The 19,598-nt window shown below is 52.2% G+C and carries 21 protein-coding genes; 13 read left to right on the top strand and 8 right to left on the bottom strand.

Annotated features, from left to right (window positions below; translation table 11 throughout):
• Window positions 1-597: 597 nt before the first annotated feature.
• From WCE46_RS00265 to WCE46_RS00250, 4 genes are all read left to right on the top strand, one after another.
• Entirely contained in the window at window positions 598-1,353 is a 756-nt protein-coding gene (locus WCE46_RS00265) for an RNA-guided endonuclease TnpB family protein (protein WP_424731699.1), read from the top strand.
• A gap of 110 nt (window positions 1,354-1,463) precedes the next feature.
• On the top strand, window positions 1,464-1,805 hold the full coding sequence (locus WCE46_RS00260) for a hypothetical protein (RefSeq protein ID WP_424731698.1): 342 nt from the start codon (window positions 1,464-1,466) through the stop codon (window positions 1,803-1,805).
• Window positions 1,806-2,156: 351 nt separating this feature from the next.
• The gene (locus WCE46_RS00255; protein ID WP_424731697.1) at window positions 2,157-3,032 is read left to right on the top strand and encodes a VIT1/CCC1 transporter family protein; all 876 of its coding nucleotides are present in this window, start codon (window positions 2,157-2,159) and stop codon (window positions 3,030-3,032) included.
• Window positions 3,033-3,224: 192 nt separating this feature from the next.
• Window positions 3,225-5,369, top strand: coding sequence for a SpoIIE family protein phosphatase (locus WCE46_RS00250; protein WP_424731696.1), 2,145 nt, complete (start codon window positions 3,225-3,227; stop codon window positions 5,367-5,369).
• A gap of 203 nt (window positions 5,370-5,572) precedes the next feature.
• Here the strand turns inward: WCE46_RS00250 and WCE46_RS00245 are convergent, their stop codons facing one another.
• On the bottom strand, window positions 5,573-5,857 hold the full coding sequence (locus tag WCE46_RS00245) for a hypothetical protein (RefSeq protein WP_424731695.1): 285 nt from the start codon (window positions 5,855-5,857) through the stop codon (window positions 5,573-5,575).
• A gap of 139 nt (window positions 5,858-5,996) precedes the next feature.
• Between WCE46_RS00245 and WCE46_RS00240 the strand changes: the two genes are divergently transcribed.
• The 6 genes from WCE46_RS00240 to WCE46_RS00215 all read left to right on the top strand — a co-directional run bounded on the left by WCE46_RS00240 (window position 5,997) and on the right by WCE46_RS00215 (window position 11,060).
• Complete coding sequence (locus WCE46_RS00240; RefSeq protein WP_424731694.1) at window positions 5,997-6,458, top strand: DUF2178 domain-containing protein; 462 nt, start codon at window positions 5,997-5,999, stop codon at window positions 6,456-6,458.
• Entirely contained in the window at window positions 6,448-6,666 is a 219-nt protein-coding gene (locus tag WCE46_RS00235) for a helix-turn-helix transcriptional regulator (protein WP_424731693.1), read from the top strand. The genes WCE46_RS00240 and WCE46_RS00235 overlap by 11 nt, the downstream gene beginning before the upstream one ends.
• Before the next feature lie 394 nt (window positions 6,667-7,060).
• A complete protein-coding gene (locus WCE46_RS00230; protein ID WP_424731692.1) occupies window positions 7,061-8,431 on the top strand; it encodes a hypothetical protein in 1,371 nt (456 codons plus the stop codon).
• 12 nt (window positions 8,432-8,443) lie between these two features.
• Window positions 8,444-9,124: an ABC transporter ATP-binding protein gene (locus tag WCE46_RS00225; protein WP_424731691.1), complete on the top strand. Its 681-nt coding sequence runs from the start codon at window positions 8,444-8,446 to the stop codon at window positions 9,122-9,124.
• Complete coding sequence (locus WCE46_RS00220) at window positions 9,121-10,308, top strand: ABC transporter permease (RefSeq protein ID WP_424731690.1); 1,188 nt, start codon at window positions 9,121-9,123, stop codon at window positions 10,306-10,308. The genes WCE46_RS00225 and WCE46_RS00220 overlap by 4 nt, the downstream gene beginning before the upstream one ends.
• 191 nt (window positions 10,309-10,499) lie before the next feature.
• Window positions 10,500-11,060 (top strand): FkbM family methyltransferase, encoded by a 561-nt coding sequence (locus tag WCE46_RS00215; protein WP_424731689.1) that lies wholly within the window; start codon window positions 10,500-10,502, stop codon window positions 11,058-11,060.
• Between the two features lie 227 nt (window positions 11,061-11,287).
• Here the strand turns inward: WCE46_RS00215 and nikR are convergent, their stop codons facing one another.
• Window positions 11,288-11,710, bottom strand: a complete 423-nt coding sequence (gene nikR, locus WCE46_RS00210; protein ID WP_424731719.1) for a nickel-responsive transcriptional regulator NikR — start codon at window positions 11,708-11,710, stop codon at window positions 11,288-11,290.
• Window positions 11,711-12,059: 349 nt separating this feature from the next.
• On the opposite strand from nikR, the gene WCE46_RS00205 reads away from it, so the two are divergent.
• Window positions 12,060-12,491: a hypothetical protein gene (locus WCE46_RS00205; RefSeq protein ID WP_424731688.1), complete on the top strand. Its 432-nt coding sequence runs from the start codon at window positions 12,060-12,062 to the stop codon at window positions 12,489-12,491.
• A gap of 689 nt (window positions 12,492-13,180) precedes the next feature.
• Here the strand turns inward: WCE46_RS00205 and WCE46_RS00200 are convergent.
• The gene (locus WCE46_RS00200; RefSeq protein ID WP_424731687.1) at window positions 13,181-13,390 is read right to left on the bottom strand and encodes a TOBE domain-containing protein; all 210 of its coding nucleotides are present in this window, start codon (window positions 13,388-13,390) and stop codon (window positions 13,181-13,183) included.
• Window positions 13,391-13,807: 417 nt separating this feature from the next.
• Between WCE46_RS00200 and cbiQ (WCE46_RS00195) the strand changes: the two genes are divergently transcribed.
• Both cbiQ (WCE46_RS00195) and WCE46_RS00190 read left to right on the top strand, forming a co-directional pair.
• On the top strand, window positions 13,808-14,749 hold the full coding sequence (cbiQ, locus tag WCE46_RS00195) for a cobalt ECF transporter T component CbiQ (RefSeq protein ID WP_424731686.1): 942 nt from the start codon (window positions 13,808-13,810) through the stop codon (window positions 14,747-14,749).
• Window positions 14,750-14,770: 21 nt separating this feature from the next.
• Window positions 14,771-15,610, top strand: coding sequence for an ATP-binding cassette domain-containing protein (locus WCE46_RS00190; protein ID WP_424038108.1), 840 nt, complete (start codon window positions 14,771-14,773; stop codon window positions 15,608-15,610).
• A 330-nt stretch (window positions 15,611-15,940) separates the two neighbouring features.
• Here WCE46_RS00190 and WCE46_RS00185 read toward each other — a convergent pair whose 3' ends face one another.
• The 5 genes from WCE46_RS00185 to WCE46_RS00165 form a co-directional block, all read right to left on the bottom strand.
• Window positions 15,941-16,306 carry a hypothetical protein gene (locus tag WCE46_RS00185; protein ID WP_424731685.1) on the bottom strand — a complete coding sequence of 122 codons (366 nt, stop codon included), beginning with the start codon at window positions 16,304-16,306 and terminating at the stop codon, window positions 15,941-15,943.
• A gap of 60 nt (window positions 16,307-16,366) precedes the next feature.
• Window positions 16,367-17,203 carry a hypothetical protein gene (locus WCE46_RS00180; protein WP_424731684.1) on the bottom strand — a complete coding sequence of 279 codons (837 nt, stop codon included), beginning with the start codon at window positions 17,201-17,203 and terminating at the stop codon, window positions 16,367-16,369.
• Window positions 17,204-17,285: 82 nt separating this feature from the next.
• Window positions 17,286-18,497 carry an energy-coupling factor ABC transporter ATP-binding protein gene (locus WCE46_RS00175; protein WP_424731683.1) on the bottom strand — a complete coding sequence of 404 codons (1,212 nt, stop codon included), beginning with the start codon at window positions 18,495-18,497 and terminating at the stop codon, window positions 17,286-17,288.
• 3 nt (window positions 18,498-18,500) lie between these two features.
• Complete coding sequence (cbiQ, locus tag WCE46_RS00170; RefSeq protein ID WP_292425488.1) at window positions 18,501-19,286, bottom strand: cobalt ECF transporter T component CbiQ; 786 nt, start codon at window positions 19,284-19,286, stop codon at window positions 18,501-18,503.
• A gap of 61 nt (window positions 19,287-19,347) precedes the next feature.
• On the bottom strand, window positions 19,348-19,598 hold a 251-nt coding region (locus WCE46_RS00165; protein ID WP_424731682.1), incomplete at its 5' end, for an energy-coupling factor ABC transporter substrate-binding protein.

The raw sequence follows: 19,598 nt of genomic DNA, 5'->3' as shown, positions 1-19,598 counted from the left end.
TGCACGGTTTTTTCTTGATTAAAACAGCGCGTTTTCAAAAATACTTGTTTAAAGAGAAAATCGTGCAGAGGATTGGCACTATTTCCACTGGAGCCTTCCGGCATCAGATCCGGCCCGGAAACTCTCCGTCGGAGAATGGATCATGAGAGAGGGCATGTCCGGCACCTGTCCGCCTTTATAAAGGGAGTTCTGCCCGAAGAGTGGCGCAGCAACCTATCGGGCGTGTGGGTTCGTGTAATCATCCGGCCCCCACCATTCGAGTTCCTCCACGGAGAGGTCAAAGACCCGGAGCCGTCGCCAGGCCTGCTCGTGCTGAGTGCGGAGCCAGATCTCCCGGGAGATCTATGGCGGGAATGGCAGGCTCCGGACTTCGTGGAGATCGTCCGGCCTATGGGGGTACCCGAATCCCCCAAAATATTCCCTTCATACATAATCCCGCACCATTAATTATCGCGTTTCCCAATCCGGCTCGTTCTACCGCAAGATTTAAAGGAACGGGATGCATAATCACGAGCAAGGACAGGAGGGACAAAACACCGGAGAAACAGTGACCGTGTAAAGGCAGTTTGTACCGCAGGCGAACTTGGGTAGGAAAAGGTGATCAAAGTTCATCCATCCGCACACATACCTGCCCGCTGGATCGGTGTTGACCTCAACACGACCGGACACGCGGCTGTCGCCGCCGACCCGGACAGCGGGAAGATCCTGAAACTGGGTAAAAACACACACTATGTCCGCAGCAACTCCACCAAAAACTGCACGAAACTCTACAGGGAAGGAAAACTCTGGAAACTCAAAAAAGACAAGAGCCATGAGCGCAAGGCGTTCAAGGCAGCCATAAACCGAATCTCCCGGCAGATCGTATCCTTCGCGGAATCGCTCGGCTCGGGCATCAAGTTTGAAAAGCTCTTCTCCAGCCGTTACTCGCACTCCCACGATGCTGCGGGTTTTATCGAGTTTTCGTTCGGGAACGGATCGTTCTTCTCTCTCCAGCGGCTGGTAGAAAAGATGGCATTAAAGCGGGGCATCCCCGTCGTCTATGTCAACCCGGCCTATACCTCCAAACGGTGCAGCCGGTGTGGATGTATAGGGCGCCGGAGCAGGAAGCATTTCGAGTGCCCGCACTGTGGTTTTGTCGCACACGCTGATGTGAATGCCGCGTTCAACATCGCGCTTGCATCCCGCCGGTCTGTGGTCCTGAATTTCCGACAGGAGGAACAGGAAGAACGGGCCCGTCTCTCTAAAAAGGAGATGCGCCGGCGCGCACGCGAAGAACTGGTTACCCTGCATCCCGGTGTCCCGGACATTGCGGCACAGGTCCCGTGCGGGAACCTGCTTGCGGTGCTGGAATAATTCGGGCCGCCATTCCCTTTTTTTAATCCGGCAGGAGACCACAGTGGTATCCGGGAACTTTACCCGGAATGGAGAAAGCATTTCCCGTTTTCGCATAAAAATATCTCTTTATGACAGAACACAAGGGAGTGCTCTACAGTTTCGCGTTATTCAAGCAGCGGTACACCCGGGGAACCTCCTGGACCCAGATCCTCTTAAACTTTGGTATCATCACGGCAAACGCCAAACTCTTCGAGGATTTCTTTTACATCCACTTTGGCCTGACCCTCCCCATGGTGATCGCGCTTGCCGTCCCCTGCTACATCCTTGTCTGCTACATCATCGGGCACTACGATGAGAAGATCGGGTTCTGGCAGCTGGAAAACAACCTCAGCTACCGGTTCACCCCATATTCTGAGGAGATGCTCAACAATATCCGGGAGATCAAAAAGAAACTGGACAAAGAGCAATAAGCACTCTTTTGCCCGACCGGCCTGTGCGTGAACTATTTTGCCGGGGCAGTTCCTTTCCAGAAATGGGCCTCCCCTTTCCGGCAAAACCATCCCGTACCGCTCCCGTGGAAGACTGTTATTGGGTGGACACCGCTCATTTTCCTGTCATTTACGCAAGATTACCGGACCCGGGAGGAACCGGCCGATCCTCTTATACGCCGGATATTTCATACAATTCCGGGTAATCTTTCATGAAACGGGCAGCCATAGCCCGGGCGCGGAGCGAAGGTCGTCACCCCGTTAGGCATGTAAGGGTAGTGCACCCGTACGCTCCTCTTCAAAATCACTCATACAACCTTTGTGAGGCACGCGATGCAGCTGACAGAAGAAAATCTCAACAAGATATCCACGCTCCAGAGAAACGAGATCACCGAGCACCATATCTACCTCAGGATCGCACAGGTCACTCCAGATTCCCATAATCGCGAGGTCCTCTCCCGGATCGCAGCTGAGGAGCTGACGCACTATGCTATCTGGAAACAGTATACGGCAAAAGATATCGCACCTAGTATCCTGCGGGTCTGGTTCTACTATCTTATCGCCCGTCTGCTCGGGATGACCTTTGCTATAAAACTGATGGAGGGCGTGGAACAGGGTGCGCAGACCGGCGATGAGACACTTCTTCTTGCGATCCCTGAGCTGCCGGCCATGCTTGCAAACGAAGCGAATCACGAGCGGGAACTTATCGCCCTGATCGATGAGGAACGGCTGAAGTATGTCGGTTCCGTGGTGCTAGGCCTTAACGACGCGCTCGTGGAGTTCACCGGCACCCTTGCCGGCCTGACCTTTGCCATCCAGAACTCGCAGATCATCGCGGTCGCCGGCCTGATCACCGGTGTCGCCGCATCGCTCTCGATGGCGGCCTCTGAGTACCTCTCGCAGCGGTCTGATGGAACGACCAGTACAGACCCGAAGAAAGCCGCCGTATACACGGGTATAACCTATATCGTGACCGTTGCCCTGCTCATCCTGCCCTTCCTTATCCTGCAAAGCCCGTACGTCGCGCTCGTATTCACCCTCATCGGTGCAGTTCTCGTCATCTTTGTCTTCACATTCTATATCTCCGTCGCAAAGGATCTGCCCTTCTGGAAGCGGTTCGCAGAGATGGCAGCAATCAGCCTTGGTATTGCAGCGATCTCGTTTGTGATCGGCCTGTTGATCCGTGTGCTCCTGAACGTGACCGTCTGAAAGGGCCACCACCCGTTTCTCCTTTTTTATTCCCTCCTCCGGGCACGCGTTTTTTATATACCTCCTCCCTTCAGGGTGGAGCCTGGCGTGATGGGACGTGTTTTTTTCGGGAATCTGCAGTAAAAAAGAGATGCACTTTTTACCGATCACGACCTTTATGAGAACATACCGGCGTATGCCTGCGGTATTCCCATGAACCTCCCAGCCCGTCCCAGAATTGCGCTCACCATCCGGGTGAAGATCCTTCTTCTCTTCCTCGTGCTTTCCCTTGCAGCCCTCGCCATTACCGGCTATTTTGCATTTTCTGCGATCACCAATGTAGGGTCCTATGCGCAGGGAAGCAGCCAGGCGCTGGGTTCCGGCGTGGTCAATGACAGTTCTGCTGCCCTGATCTCCCTTGGCAAGCAGTACCTTGTCCGCATCGCCTCCGACCAGGCAAATGTCACCGATGTACTTTTTGAGGACACCGATACCGAGATGGACATCCTTTCAGCGCAGACTGCAGAACTCCAGTGCAATCCTCCGGTTATCTCTTCCACACCCGTCTATTCAGAGAACACCCCTCCGTCAAATCCCCTGTCAGGGGCGGTGCTCTATTTTGCGCCCAGATCAACGACTACAGCGGACTCAGAAGAGGCACGTACCCTTACCGGTCTTGCTGATGGCCTGAAAGCGGTGTACACTTCGGACAGCGATATGACAAGCGTCTATGTCGCCACTGATTCCGGGATTTTTCTGATCTACCCGGGAAATGGAACCCTTCCCGACAAGTACGATCCACGGACACGTGAGTGGTACGTTCAGGCCGCCGCGCAGGAAGGCCAAGTCTGGTCGGACAGGCCGTATGTTGATGCGGACAATAACGGTCCGGTTATGACCTGCTCACAGGCTGTGACAAGCCCCCGCTACGGTCACTGGGTGATCGGGTCTGATGTTTCGACAAAGACCATCAACGAGGACTTTATCGGCCAGACGCTTGGCGGGAATGGGTATGCGGTACTCATTAACCAGAACGGGGATGTTATCACCCGTCCCGGGTTCTCTGCCGGGACTGTGCGGTGGAACGAACCAATCGGCCGGGAGAATGCATTCGCGAGCAATGACCCGGGTCTTATTGCCGTCGCTGCAAATATGACCTCCGGGAGGACCGGCATAGAAACGGTCCGATTTAACGGGACTGAGACGTACGTTGCCTATGCGCCGGTCAGGTCGATGAACTGGAGCCTTGGGATTTCCCTACCGGTCAGCCAGATCACCGGGCCGGTTGAAAAGTTCACGGGCAAAATCGTGGATGCGACCAATGATACCGGTACACACATCACGGATCAGACCGACCGGTTAAAAACGGTATTTGCCCTCCTTTTCTTTGTGATCCTGCTCGTCGTACTCCTGGTGGCGGTCATTCTCAGCCGTGTGATCACCCGGCCCGTTGCGACCCTTAAGGAAGGGGCGGCGGCGTTCGGTGACGGGAACCTTGATTTCCGGGTAATGATCCAGTCGGGGGATGAGTTCGAGGATCTGGCCCGCTCGTTTAATACGATGGCAGATGCGCTCAAAGAGAATATCGCGAATCTCAAAAAGACGACCGCAGAAAAAGAGCGGTACGCAAAGGAAATGGAGATCGCGCGGAGCATCCAGACCAGTTTCCTGCCCGAAACGATGCCGGAGATTCCCGGTTTTGATATTGCGGCGGTGACGATCCCGGCAATGGAGGTCGGTGGGGACTTTTATGATGTTGTCCCGGTCAGTGACGGACGGTGGGCCTTTGTGATCGCCGATGTGTCCGGCAAAGGTGTGAGTGCGGCGCTCTTCATGGCGATGTCGCGGACGCTGATACGGGCGGGCCTTGAGGGCGCGACTGATACCTCCGGTGCTCTCTGTACGGCAAACCACCTTATCGCCCGGAGTGCCCCGTCCAGCATGTTTGTCACCGTGTTTTCTGCCATCCTTGACCCCGGTAAGCTGAATCTTGCCTGTACCAATGCCGGCCACAACCCGCCCCTCGTCGTGCGGGGGGACAGCGGCGAGATGGTATTTTTGCAGGAGCACGGGGTTGCGATGGGTGTCCTTCCGGATATGGACAGTACCCCGGAGTACGTGCAGCTGAAACACGGGGACCTGTTTATCATGTATACTGATGGGGTGACAGAAGCCTTCGATGCCGGGTATACTGCGTTTGGGGAAGACCGGCTGGTCCGCGTCGCACAGGAATGCCGTACCCTTCCTGCCGGTGTGATCCGGGACCGGATCATTGCGTCGATCCGGGAATTTACCGGCTCCGCACCCCAGTCTGATGATATTACCCTTATGGTCATCCGGGTGTTGCCACAGACCTGATCCGGCACGTTCCTGCCAATTTTTGTCCATGAAATCCTGCCACGTGAAGAGGGAGATTATCTAATAAATGCTGGCGGCAAAATACGGGAAACCGGTATGCTCATCTCTAAAAAAAAGTGCACGGTATCCTGAACCCCCAGACCTGAACGATGGAAGGAACGTCCGGTTAACCCGCTTTCCGGGAACCGTGCGATAGTTCCGGATTATTCTTCCGACTGCGGGGATTCTTCCTCCTCTTCAGTGGACGGGGTTGTCCAGACCTTCCAGCAGAACAATCCGACAGATCCTCCGACAAAAATCACCAGCAGGATGGCGCTGAGAATATTCTCTGCCACATCCATCCCGATCGGGATCTGCATGCCCATCAGCTGGTTGAACATGCCAATAAACAGTGCCGCGACGAGGAACAGGATAAAGCCTACGATGAGTCCGAGAAATATTGCCGCCGCAAGCCGCAAAAGGCTGGGCGTGGTGGTTTTTTCATTCATAAAATGCATGGTAAATCAGCCGATATAAATCCTTGTAAGCGCCCTCAAATTGACGGGAACAGATACAAACCGGGGTGTCCGTACAAGAAGAGTCATGTTTATATTACGGCATGTTTAAAATCCTTAACAAGGGAACGCCATGAAAAAAAATATCTTTTACCTGATTGTCGGATTCGTTGCGCTTGCCCTTCTTGCGATCTTCTGGTACTCGGTTGAGACATTTAATCCGTTTTTCTTCATGATCGCATTTGTGATCGGTGTCGTACTCCTGTACCTGGCATATCGGCGGGTAGATGATTTTATCGAAGATGAACGGAGTGCACGGATCACCGAGAAGGCGGCCATGAGGACACTTCAGGTTTTCTGGGTGTGTTTCTGTGCTTTTTCGATACTGGCTGTCATGAACCTCCTTTATCTCCCCCGCTTTACCCGCGAATTCTGGTTGGATCGCCGGGCCATGCCATTGCCCATGGATGTCATGTCGCCGAAAATGATTGGATATCTTCAACTGGGTCTTCTTTGCCTGATGATCTTCCTGTACGTCGGGTTCAGGTTCTATTATGCCAGAAAGTTCGGGGAATGGGAGACCGATGAAGAATAAGATCAAGGTATACCGGGCGATGCACGATCTTACGCAGGAAGATCTGGCACAGGCGATCGGTGTTACCCGGCAGACGATCCTTGCCATTGAGAAGGGAAAGTACGTTCCCTCCCTGGACCTTGCGTTCCGGATTTCACACTATTTCAAGGTAAATATCGAAGAAGTATTCTCCTATGAAGATGAAGTGCGGACCGTAAATACTGACTGATAGTGTAACAAGTATAGTCTGGTCCTCCTCTCATTTTCTTCCCGGGTATCTTGTCTGCTCTGCCTGCTTCCTTTTTGCGTCCTTGCATTGTCCATGGGATCTCGTGTCCCTCTGGTATACTCAGATCATGCGCGTTTTTGCATTCGATTAGATCCCCGGATATACCGTTTTCAGGCGACAATTTTTTGGGATGGTGGGGGTTCCCGATCGTTTTTCGAGAAAACCTATTTATGACATTCAGTATAAACTAAATAACAATAAGTAAAATATAAGTTACATATAGGTTCGATCGCTTCCGGGAATGGCACACCATTAAGTGTGTTTGTTACACAATTTCACGTGTGCCTTCCCCGGTCACGTATGTTCCAGAATATCGTAAACGAAAGGAGTGATTATGAAGATATTTACCGCTCTCATGGGAATAATGATGCTGTGCCTGATGGTTGCCGCTGCTAGTGCTGCAGCCAACCCACAAACGACCACAACAAGTTCGGCAAGTTCCGGAACAAGCAGTGTAAGTTCCTCAACAACGATATCCGCTGAACAGGCCTTTTCGCAAGTCTATGTGAGTTCTGTTACCGTCGATCCGCAGGAGTTCTATCCCTATGAACACGGGACGATTTCAGTCCAGGTGACAAACTCCGGGTCTACCTCAGTTGCCTTTGAACGTGCAGATATCCTTAATAACAATATCTACATCGAGGATGAAACCCAGAACCCATATCAGTCGATGACTTATCTCGGGCCGGGTGTTACGACGACATATACCTTTGATGTTATCGCAAAACCCCCGGAAGGGACATATTATCCGGTCTTTTCCCTGGCATCGCGGGATTCAGGAAGCCTCCGCTATCCCATCCAGGTCAAGATCGATTCAACACCGGTAGAAGAAGCAATCTCCGTGAGACCGGATAATTTTGCCATCAACAATACTGATAACGTCAACCTCACGATCAACAATCCGCGGGAAGGCGACATAACAGATGTTGTTATCACTCCCGAAGGGTCAGGCTTTGGCGTAACTCCCGACAAGGTGTACCTGGCATCAGTTCCCGCCCAAAGCTCGGTGAACGTTCCCTTTGCGATTACACCCTATCAGGCCGGAGCGGTCAATTTCAATATCCAGTACAACAACGGTGTGCTGAACCAGCATTCGGACAACCTTTCCCTGCCGTTGAACATCGGGACAAGCAAGACTGCGGCAGCAACCGTGGTTAACGATCTGGCGATTACCGAGTCAAACGGGGCATACCAGCTGACCGGTGATGTGACGAACACGGGGATCACCGATGCAAACGGCGTGATAGTGTCCGTTGGAGCACCGGCCCACCCGGTTGAACCCTATTCCAGTTATGCGATTGGCTCCCTCACATCCAATGACTTTTCCAGTTTCACGCTCACCTTCACAAGTACGGATTTATCGGCCATCCCGATTGAAACCGAGTGGAAGGATGCCAATGGAAACACGCTGAACAGCGTGCAGACATTCGACCTTAGGTCCCTTGCCGCGGGCACATCCGGCACGCGCAGCGGTTCCTCGGGCAGCTCCTCCTTCGGGAGTACAACCGGTAGTTCTTCTGCAGCTAATGCAGGTGGATCCAACGCTGCTGCCCGTGGTGGCGGCGGCCTGTTTGGAATCGGTGGCAGCAGAGGTGGCGGCCTGAGTTCGTTCTACCCGGTCATTATCGGAACCATCGTTGTCATCGCGGCAATTGTACTCTATGTAAAGAGAAAGTGGATCCTTGCAAAATTCAGGAAGCAGTGACCGGAGTCGCACATGAGCGATCTGCCCCTTATTCGGCTGACGGAAGTCACAAAGACGTACCATTTGGAGAGTGGTGACTTTACCGCACTCGATCATGTGACCCTTGATATTGCAGAGAATGACTTTGTGGCGATCATGGGACCATCGGGCTCTGGCAAATCCACGATGATGAACCAGCTGGGTATTCTCGATGTCCCGACATCGGGGGAACTCTCTATCGCCGGTGAAAATGTGGCAAAGATGTCGAGTCTCGAGCGGACTCACATGCGACGGGATATCATCGGGTATATCTTCCAGAAATTTTACCTGATCCCCCTCCTTTCCGCATACGAGAACGTGGAGTACCCGCTCATTCTCAAGTACAAAAAACGGGACACGACGGGGCGGGCAGCGGATTTTCTTACCGCGGTTGGTATCGACCCGGTGATGAGTGCCCACCGTCCCAACCAGCTTTCGGGAGGACAACAGCAGCGGGTGGCCATTGCACGGGCACTGGTCAATGATCCCAAGATCCTCCTCTGCGATGAACCGACCGGCAACCTTGACAGCAAGACCGGTCTCCAGATCATGGAGATTCTCTGTGATCTGCACCGGAAGGGAAAGACGGTTATCATCGTGACGCATGACCAGAAGATTGCGGATTACGCCCAGCGGACGATCCGGCTTGCAGATGGGAGGGTCGTGGAATCATGAGGGACATCTTCTTTGATCTCTCGGTGAGGAGTGTCAGGCTGAATTTCCTGCGCTCACTTCTTGCGTCCATTGGGATTGTCATAGGTGTCGTTGCCATCTCCTCCATGGGAATGCTCGGCACCAACATGCAGCTCTCGGTAAAGGACCAGCTCTCGGCAAATGTCAACACGATCATGCTTACCTCCGATGTGGTGAAAACGAGCACCGGCCTGGGAGCCGTTTCCTCAAATACCATCGATTCGAGTACACTCAATGATATCAAAGGTGCTTCAGGACAGAATGATGTGGTACCGATACATCATACGAGTACGCAGTTTAGTGTCGGCGACCAGAATGGCCGTGGCTCGATCTACGGTCTGGATCCTGACGATGTCCCGAAATTCCTCACGATAGAGGATGGATCGAATATGCGGGGCAGTGACGTACTTGTCGGTGCCACCATCGCAAGCAACTTCAACCTCGTTGTTGGAAGCACGATAAAAATCGGGCAGAACTGTGCGACTGTCACACGCCCTGTCGTAAGGGTTGCCGGCATCCTCCAGGCACGGGGCATTGCCGCAGACGGGGTTAATGCAGACAATGCCATCATTGTTCCCGATGACTGGTATACAAACCACTACGGCGGCCTGGATCAGTACGACCAGGTCAATGTGATCGTGCAGGACGTTGATACGATCAACCAGACTGAAGCGGCAATTGACAAGAAAGTCAACCGGAACACAGATGTGGTGCGGATCTCCGATGCCAGTTCCCGGTTGTCTACCATTACCAGCACGCTTGGTACGATTACCACCTTTATCATGGCAATCGGCGGGATATCTCTCGTTGTTGCTGCCGTGAGTATCTTCAATGTCATGATGATGTCGGTCAAGGAACGGGTGCAGGAGATCGGTATATTGTTGTCCATTGGGACAGAGAAAAGCGAAGTGCGCAGGATGTTCCTGTACGAAGCACTCATCCTTGGTATTATCGGTGCGGTGGTGGGTGGAATCATGAGCTTCGTTATCGGGTACTCGGTCGTGAACGCCATGATCGGCACGACGCAGTACTTCTTCCAGCCGGCAAGCCTGATCTATATCCCGTATGGCATGGTCATTGGCGTCGTGGTCTGCGTGGTATCCGGGTTATATCCTGCATGGGCGGCCTCGAATATGGACCCGATCGATGCACTGAGAAGTGAGTAAAACCAATTTATCTTTTTTTCAGGCCAGGTAAAGAAAAGATCAGTTTTATCACAAGGGGTGCTCAACCGGGAAGAACACACACAGTACCCCCTCCCTGTGTGGGGGTACCCGGGAAATTCACCCGTATGAATGCGCCGACAAAGTCTCCCCAGAAAAATATTTTTTCTCCGGACATTATCACCCGTGATCACGTGCAGTTCCGAGTGATCGATGCATCGTACCGGCAGATCACGGAAGTCCCCGAATACATGTTTTCTGATATCCTGCCTGATGACCGGGTACTCGATATCGGGGCAAATGTCGGTGCGTTCTGTATCCGGGCTGCCCGGCTTTCCCCGCATGTGACCGCTGTTGAACCGGTGACTGTCGATCTCCTTGAAGAGAATGTCCGGCTCAACCACGTGAATGTGCAGGTCATCCGGGGGGCGCTTGGTACCGGTGTACCCTCGGAGATATCGTGGGACGGGTGCCGGTGTATATCTCCAACGTACACGTTGGGAAATCTCATTGATATGGCCGGGGGCTGCGATTTCCTGAAATGCGACTGCGAGGGAGCGGAATGGCTGATCCAACCCTCAGATCTTGATGGGATCCGGAGAATCGAGATGGAACTGCACATCCCGCCCATCAGCGGGCCTCCGAATCCTGCACTGCTGGATTATATCGGGGATGATTACCGTTTCTCGATCGACCGCTCTCCGGTATATTCTCCTCTTGGTGTGATGGGAATCCTGCACGCGACACGAACGTGAAGCAGTTCGATTGAACCTGACTGACACTAAAAAAATGTGCCAGATGCTAAGGCCCTGTTTATGCAGAGATGGTGAATTGTTCAGATTCAGGGTTCCCTGATGCCCACATCGATCTTTCTGTAATGTTCAACGGTTCCCATTCGTGAAAGTACTGCCGGCGTAATGATAATTTGTACAAAGGATGTCCGGAACACCGGTGAAAAAAAGCGAAGGATGACCTGTCCCCGTTAGTCTTCGATCTGGATCGTGGAAAGTTTCACCGATTCGACCCCTTTCTGGGACATCAGTCGTTCGGCGAGTGCCTTTAACTGTGCTCCGTCCCCGTGTACGAGGATTACTTCAAGGCACCGGTTGTGGGTTACATGTGAGTGGAGGGATGCCTTGATGATCTCGTGGTACTCGTGCTGGACATCGGTGATGGTGGTAAGAAGACCGCGCTGGTCGTGATCGTAGACCATCGTAATGACTCCTTCGCGTTCTCCCTTGACATCGGCCATCCATTTGTAGTAGGTAATGTACGTGCGGATGGCGTCGCGGATGCCCTCAGACCTGGAGGAATACCCCCGGGCATTGATAATTTCATCAAACCGGTCGAGCAGGTTTTTGGGAAGTGATATCCCGATGCGGGAGAGATCATTGTCGAGGGTCATATTATCAGTCATGTGAATATCATTGCTGCTTGTTTTTTAAGGTTTTGAAAAAATCGGTGGATGGGTAATACTTAGTAATATTTTGTGTGGAGTCTTGCTCTGGTGGTAAGGTTTCAGATCACAAAGCATCAAGAAGTATTTCCACGGGTTCCTGCCATGCTTGTTAAGCGATGATGGGCAGGCCCACGCGATATTATTTGAGCTCCATGGATAAAGCGGCCCCATCGATTCGCGAAGGTTAGTACATATTTTTAGATTAACATTTTTTAAAAATAAACCGTTTTAAAAAAACTTATATGGTTGTGTGAACCACCCTAAAATGATCAACATGGGCTCAGCACAGGATATTATGCAAACTTTTGCATACAAGGAGATCCGCACACAATTCAGGGATCATGACGGGTGGGTGTGTCAGCAGGTTCTGTCCCCGGGCACCCGTGACATGGTATTTTTCATCTCCCGCGATGTCAGGGGAAAAAAGGAGACCGTGGCTCTTGCGGTGTCATTTGACGAGGAGCCGTCAGTCACCGCTCTTTCAGCCGTGTCGGCAAGTCATAAAGGGCGCAACGCACTCAAGGCACAGTACCTGCTCGTCCCAAAGGCGGCAGATATCTCGGCTGTTCCAAATGAGATCCAAGTACTTTCCATGAATGCATTCGGGTTTGTTGAGGGAAAACTGGTCTGGCTCACCAAAAAGAAGAATGCAAAGCACTACGCTCAGCCCGAAGAGCCGGCGAAGGCGGAATCTGCCGTTCCGGCCTGCGAGCCTCACGCAGCGTGAGACCAAAATGATCCGGGGGCTTATCCCCGACAATTTTCCTTTAAACCATTTGTTTTCGGGATCTCCTGGAGAAACCGTGTACCAGTTCTTCCACCGCGGGGTTACGATCCGGATTGCGGATATATGGAAATGGGTATCATTCCCCGATGGGGGAATGCTGTCCTCGCAAAGGAACCATCGAGCCGATATAATCCCCGGGTGCTAGGCAGGCATTGTTGGGAAAATTGCACATATATCCTGAAAAACAGTTATCCACCTTTGGCTTTACCCAGCAGATACTGACACCGGGCCGCAATGGAGGATAATGCGACGACACTCATGGAATTAAATCGATCGTACGCGCGGCTGGCCGGTGTCGTTGATTATTTCTGGTAAACAAATCTGCCGTTTCGAGCGAGGCTCCGATATTTCTTCCGGTCTGTGTGTGTTTGTGTGCATGTGTCCACTGGGTGCGTGCTTTCCCAGAGGGACAATACTCATATTTGTACTTAAACATTATAACAGTTTTCTTTTAACTTTAAAATTATATTAACTTATAATATTTAACAAATCTCCTAAAAAGGTACTCCGAGTTCCAGGACAACAAAAGAATTCAGTCACGGGATTTCATCTGCGTTGGGAGAAAAAAATCACGATAAAACGGACTCGCTATCCGCAAGTCCCGGATGAATGAAAAAAATAAAAAAAGGTTAGTCTACAGCGATCATGACTTCGCTGGACTTGATCACGGCATATGCCGACTTGCCGACTGCAAGGCCAAGCGTGGCGACGGACTTTTTGGTGATAATTGACGTGATCTCCTGTCCGCCGGGAAGCTCGATGACAATTTCCGAGTTAACGCTTCCGGGAGTGATCGCTTTTACATTGCCTTTCAGAATATTTCGTGCACTAATCTTCATATCTCTCACCAATGGGAACTAGTAATGGTCAGTATAAGTACTTTATGATACGTTAGACTAACGACTGGTGCATCTTCCTGGCAGGTTCACGTAATGTAGTCGAATCAAAGATTGGGGATACAGTTCCTGCTCCGGCAAATAAACCGGGTGTCCGGGTTCCCTGTTAATACCTTGGCTTTTCCCGGAACACGTGAAATACGATCAAATAAATGATCACGGATTAATTTTTACCTCCACTCAAATACCTGTACTCTTTTCGCTACCATTTCATGTATTGATCAAACACAATCGCAAATACCAATACTTTTTAACTACGGGATATCACAATATATCATAATCGTAACAATGACTGGCACTCAGGATGTGATCAGTTCCTGCTTTTTTGGGAGATACCCTGGGGCTTCTGGATGAGAAATCATGATACCTGAATGGATGCAGAAGATCGAAGTCGGCCCCTGTGCCTGCTGTACGGCCAGTATCGGCAAAAAAAAGGGTTTTGTCCAGAAGGCGATCTCTGACATCTTTACGTTCTTTGAGGAGTGCCTGGTAAACGACAGCATCGCCAAACGCAAAGGTCTGTTACAAAGCCTGGACCCCCGCGTAAAACTGGTCTCGATGGTTGTCCTCATCTTTGCCGTTGCAATGACCCGCGACATCCGGCTCCTTGCAATCGTGTATGGCCTGACACTCGTCTTTGCATACCTGAGTAAGGTCGAAATTGTTTTCTTCCTCAAGCGCGTCTGGGTGTTTATCCCGATATTTGCGGGCATCATCATGATCCCTATCCTTTTCAACGTTTTTACGCCCGGCGATGCGTTGGTCACCATTGCAAACCTAGGCCCGAACCCACACCTTGGCCCGTTTGCGCTGCCGCCGGTCGTCACCATTACTGTTCAGGGAACGATGCTTGCACTGACGTTCGTGTTGCGGGTGGCTACCTGCGTCTCAGCGGCAGTTCTCCTGTTCCTCACGACACCCCGGGACCTGCTCTTCAAATCCCTTCGCTCGCTCAAAGTACCAAAAGTCTATGTCCTGACGATGGACATGTGCTACCGGTATATTTTTCTCTTTGCCGATACGGTCAGGAATTTTTACACGGCCAAGAAAAGCAGATCCATCAAATCTTTGCCTATGATCGAGGAACAGAAATGGGTGGGAAATCGTATCGGCTATACCCTTGTAAAAGCACTCAGCATGAGCGAGAAAGTGCACGGGGCCATGATCTCGCGGGGATTCAACGGGGACATCAAGATCCTGCAACGGTATTCAGTACACCGGCGGGATTACGTGGCGTGCGTAAGTGTGTTTGCGCTCAGCATATTCCTGATACTTGTATCACAGAACCTAGTAAAAATTTAGAGAGTATATCCGAGGCACCCCATGGAGACAATATTCGATCTGCGCGATGTATCCTATACGTACATAAAACGCTTTGATGCACTCAAGAATGTGACGCTTTCATTCAAAGCCGGGGAGCAGACCGCGATCCTCGGTGCCAACGGGAGCGGCAAATCTACGCTCCTTTCGATCCTGAATGCATTGACATACCCGACGTCAGGTGAATTTTCTGCGTTCGAGACCCCGATAAAAGAAGAAGTATTCGATACGCTCGAAGATAACGAATTTGCCCGGTTCTTCAGAAAAAAAGTGGGTTTCCTGTTCCAGAACCCGGACATCCAGCTCTTCTCATCAACCGTTTTTGACGAGATTGCCTTTGGTCCGCTCCAGCTTGATTTCCCTCCCGAGGAAGTACAGAAGCGTACAGAAGAGGTTATCAGGATGCTTGGGATCGAAAACCTGCGCGACCGGGCGCCGCACATGTTAAGCGGCGGCGAGAAGAAGAAGGTCTGCATCGCTTCGATCCTCTCTTCAAATCCCGATGTGCTACTCCTTGACGAACCCAGCGGGGGTCTTGATCCACGCACCAAGACCTGGCTGATCGGACTCATTCAGGATCTCGCGAAGTGCGGCAAGACTATTATTACGGCCACCCATGATCTCGATATTGTCGAACAGATTAGTACCCGTGCAATTGTTGTCGGGGAAGATCATACGATAAAGGTGGATTCCGATTGCGCAAGCGTCATGGGCAATCTGGATTTACTCATGGAGGCGAACCTCATCCACCGGCACATGCACCGTCACGGAAAACTTCTCCACGAGCACCTTCATGCCCACACGAAGGAACATGATCATGTGCACGGGCCGGGTGTTGTGTAGGTCAGTACCGACCCCACGATCAATTTTCATTTGTTGTGCACCCGTTTTAAAGAGAGAGCACCTTCTTACGGCACGCCCTTTGTTCAACAGATGACAGGAACGCTACACTCTTCTCGTACGCCCCGATGTCGGAGCACTCGATGACCCGGGACGCGGATGCCGGGAGGAGCGAGCCGAGCAGCCGCCGGCGCTGGAACGGAGTGACGAGCCGGGGGCGTCATCCTACCAACAGAGCAACCTCAAAAAATAGCGAAGTGATGTGAAGCGAGCCGGAGCCTCAAGCGAGGACGAGTGAACATGACCGAGCGTCTGCCGCAGTTAGATCCCCAACTATGCTGCCCTTCCCACGATTGAACACTCCTGCATAAGGGCAAACCGGATAAACGCATCCCTGTCTTTAAGAGGCTCGGTTTTCAGCGCTTTCTCCGATGCAGAATCCGAACGGAACATCTGTACGCCGGTATTTTCTTGCACAGGGTATGAATACCGGACTTCAAGGGGATTCTCGTGCCCGTGTAGACCGGGTTTACGGGTGTAGTTATATGCAACGGCGACCGCCCATCGATCATCCTGCATATCGATATATACGGTTCCCACGAGTTGCTGGTTGTTATGCCGTATCAGCACTTCCTTCTCGAACTTATCGATGAGTTGTTGTGTTGCTGCCTGCGGCCTGAATCCAAAAATCTTTGACATGTTTTTACCTCCATTTTCTGGTAACTGGTGTTCAATTTTCGTAACGTGCCGGTTTTGTCTCTAGATAAACCCGGCTACCACCATCACACCCATGAAGCCAATGATGATTCCGGTGATGACCTCGCCGAACTTCTCAAAGAATTCGAATTTGATTACCTGAAGTCCTTTGAGACAGGCCGCCACCAGAATCAGCATGGCTGCCATCGTGGCGACGAAGAAAACAACGATGGTCCAGAATACGGCAGCCATGCTTATTTCACCGGCGCGCAGCGCCAGCGGCATGAGGAGGATGCACGGGGTAAGAGCAATGATGGCCACCAGGCCATAGCCCGCCTCGATCTTTGTGCCTATCTTCCTGCTATGGTCATCGTGATGATGATCATGATCGTGGTTATGGTCATGCTCGTGATGATCGTCATGGTCGTGGCCATGCTCATCATGATGATGATCGTGATCATGGTCGCAGTGATCGTGGACGTGCATCAACTCTTCCGCTTCCCGGTTATCGATGTTGAAGATTTTATTGACGAATGGGATGCCGTGATGTGAATTTCCACCTTTCAGGTATGAGTAAATGGCGAAGCCCACACCAAAGATAACCATCGCCCCTCCGGTTGCAACCTCGGCAATCGAGGCGAAGTTATGGGCCATGGTGGCTCCCGCCCATATTGCAATGAGGCTGAGGATAACAGAGGTGCCCACGTGCCCGATGCCGGCAATACCGGCGACAAGAAGCGTCTTTTGGATGCCCCACTTCTTGGTGTGGCCGAGCATCACGAAGCCAAACCAGTGGTCCGGGGAGAGGGTGTGGATGGCAGCAACGATAAACGTGGTGATGAGCAGCACCCATAACGCGTCGTTGACCATGCTTAACCCTCCCTGTATGAGATGCCCCATATCTTCCCCGGGTGAGATACCGGGATACCTTCGCGCTCATGGCAGTCTACATGATTATGTCCGTGGTTTTCAGCGAGAAAGATCATTCTGTCGGACCTCGTTTTGTCATAGCCCCGGGTGCGGGAGACTGTGTTTTCGTGTTCATGGGGACAACGGCAATCGAATTGCCGCTCTCCCGGCAGTAGGTTTCAACCCGCCGGAACACATGCGGCACCATCGACGCCGGTGTCAGGAGCACCGAGCATTCCCCGACCAGTGCCCGCAGGATCCCTTTGTCTATCACGCCATACGTGAAATCAAGCGCTATCGATTCGCGCTCGGCAAGGTTCTTCGCCCGGGTTCCCATTGCCCCGTGCTTGTGCCCGGGATTGTTAGCCACCCACGCCTTGATTTCTTCAGCACCGGTTGTATCCACATTGCAGACCGTGATGGTTCCGGGGGCCCTGTAAGCCTTCGGTTTACCGGAGCTCTGTTCGAGCGAACTGACGAGTTGGAGGACGGACTTTGGCGACTGCGTCTTTTCCACCATCTGCCGCGAGACGAGCTCTGTGTAGACCTCCAGTACCGCAGGCATCCGGAGGTTCGAAGACGTGACGAGTGCGGGATCCGTAAAGACTTCCTCGGGAGTACCCGCATGAATCACCGTCCCTTTGTTCACGAGGATGATCTGATCCGCCCAGAGGTAGGCGAGCTCCACATCGTGGGTGGAGATAATGATCGTTGCGCCTTTTGCATGGAGCTCGTCAAGCAGTTCCATAAGATCCGCGGCACCGGCAGGGTCGAGCGAACTGGTTGGTTCATCAAATACGAGAACCTCCGGGTCCATCGCAAGCGTCCCTGCGATCGCAGCCCGCTTTTTCTCCCCACCGCTCAGCTGGTGTGGCGGGCGTTTTTCGAACCCTGCCAGCCCCACCTCAAGGAGTGCCCGGCTAACGACCTTCTCGATCTCGTCTGGTTCCATGCCAAGGTTGAGCGGCCCAAACGCCACGTCCTGGTATACCGTCGGAGCAAAGAGCTGGGTATCTGAGTTCTGGAAGACCATGCCGACTTTTTTCCGCACCTCGCGGAGCGATCTGCTGTCGTACCTGAGCGGTTCGCCATCGAGAAGCACACGCCCCTTCGAGGGTTCAAGGACCCCGTTGCACATCAGCATCAGGGTGGTTTTCCCGGCACCGTTGGGGCCGACCAGAGCAACCTTGGCTCCCTTTTTTATCGAGAAGGTTACGCCGGAAAGTGATTCCGGGCAGCTCGGGTAGGCGTAATGAATGTTATCAAATTCGAGCAGGTTTGTCATGGTTCACCTGAAAGGCACTATCGTGCTGGTCATAATTGCAACGGCAATACAAAGACCCAGATAGACTGCGATAGATGCAATTGCCGCCGGTTTTGGGGGATTCTGCTGGCCCGGCAATGCCAGTTTGCCGTCATAGCACCGCGAGTCCATAGCGATGATGAGATCTTCGGCCTCCTTCCATCCCCGGATGAAAAGCATAGCACCGAGCATCGCCATCGAATTAATGGATCGTTTGAGCGAGGTATACCCGTGGCGGATTGTCTGGGCGTTATGGATTGCGATGGTCTCAGCGATAAAAACGAAGATAAAATGGTAGATCAGCATGGAGAGATCGACCATAACGGGAGGGAAATGCAGTTTGTGCATGACAGAAAAGATCTCAATCATGGGGGTTGTCAGGGCAATAAAAAAGAGCCCGCACATCCCGCCGAATGTCCGGACAAGTACGAGGGAGGCAAGGTTCGCAGAGCCTGTCGTGATGGTCAGCGGGACGTTCGCGACCGTAAACGTAAGGATAGTATCTCCACTCCCGCTTAAGAACAGGATTACAATCACGGAGAAGAATGCAAATATTACGGGAATATGAAGGAGTTCCACATAAACCCGCACCGGTATTTTTGCAACTACCAGGGTGATCGCAGAAAGAGTAATGACGATAAACAGCGGGGCCAGCGGGGCCGGGGAGGCAATACATATGAATATGGCTCCCAGACCAAGGGCGAGTTTGAGATAACAGTTTACATCCCGTAACGCATTTGACTGGGCATAGTAATCTAAGTTTTCTTCCATAAACGACATAATGAATACCTTTACTCTGACGTCTCGGACATCAGTAAATTAAAATGGGGAATTATGCAGGTTTTGCACTATCCCGTTTGCCCCGGTAAAACCCGAAGAAATATCCGATCACAAATGCCCCAAGGCCGGACTGGATACTGAAGAGCAGCGACTCAACCTCGGAACTGGGAGGGGTCCAGAGCGGCTGAATCCACGGTGTGTATCCTGTTGCCTCAATGGCTGCACTGCCCTGATCGTCCGATCCCTCCCATTTTGCCTGGGTCTGGGCATTTTGCTCGTAAAGGAACAACGCTGCGAATGCAA

This window comes from Methanoregula sp. (assembly GCF_049690535.1).
In the GTDB taxonomy this organism is placed as follows: Archaea; Halobacteriota; Methanomicrobia; order Methanomicrobiales; family Methanospirillaceae; genus Methanoregula.
This window is presented reverse-complemented; position numbering and strand designations above follow the sequence as displayed.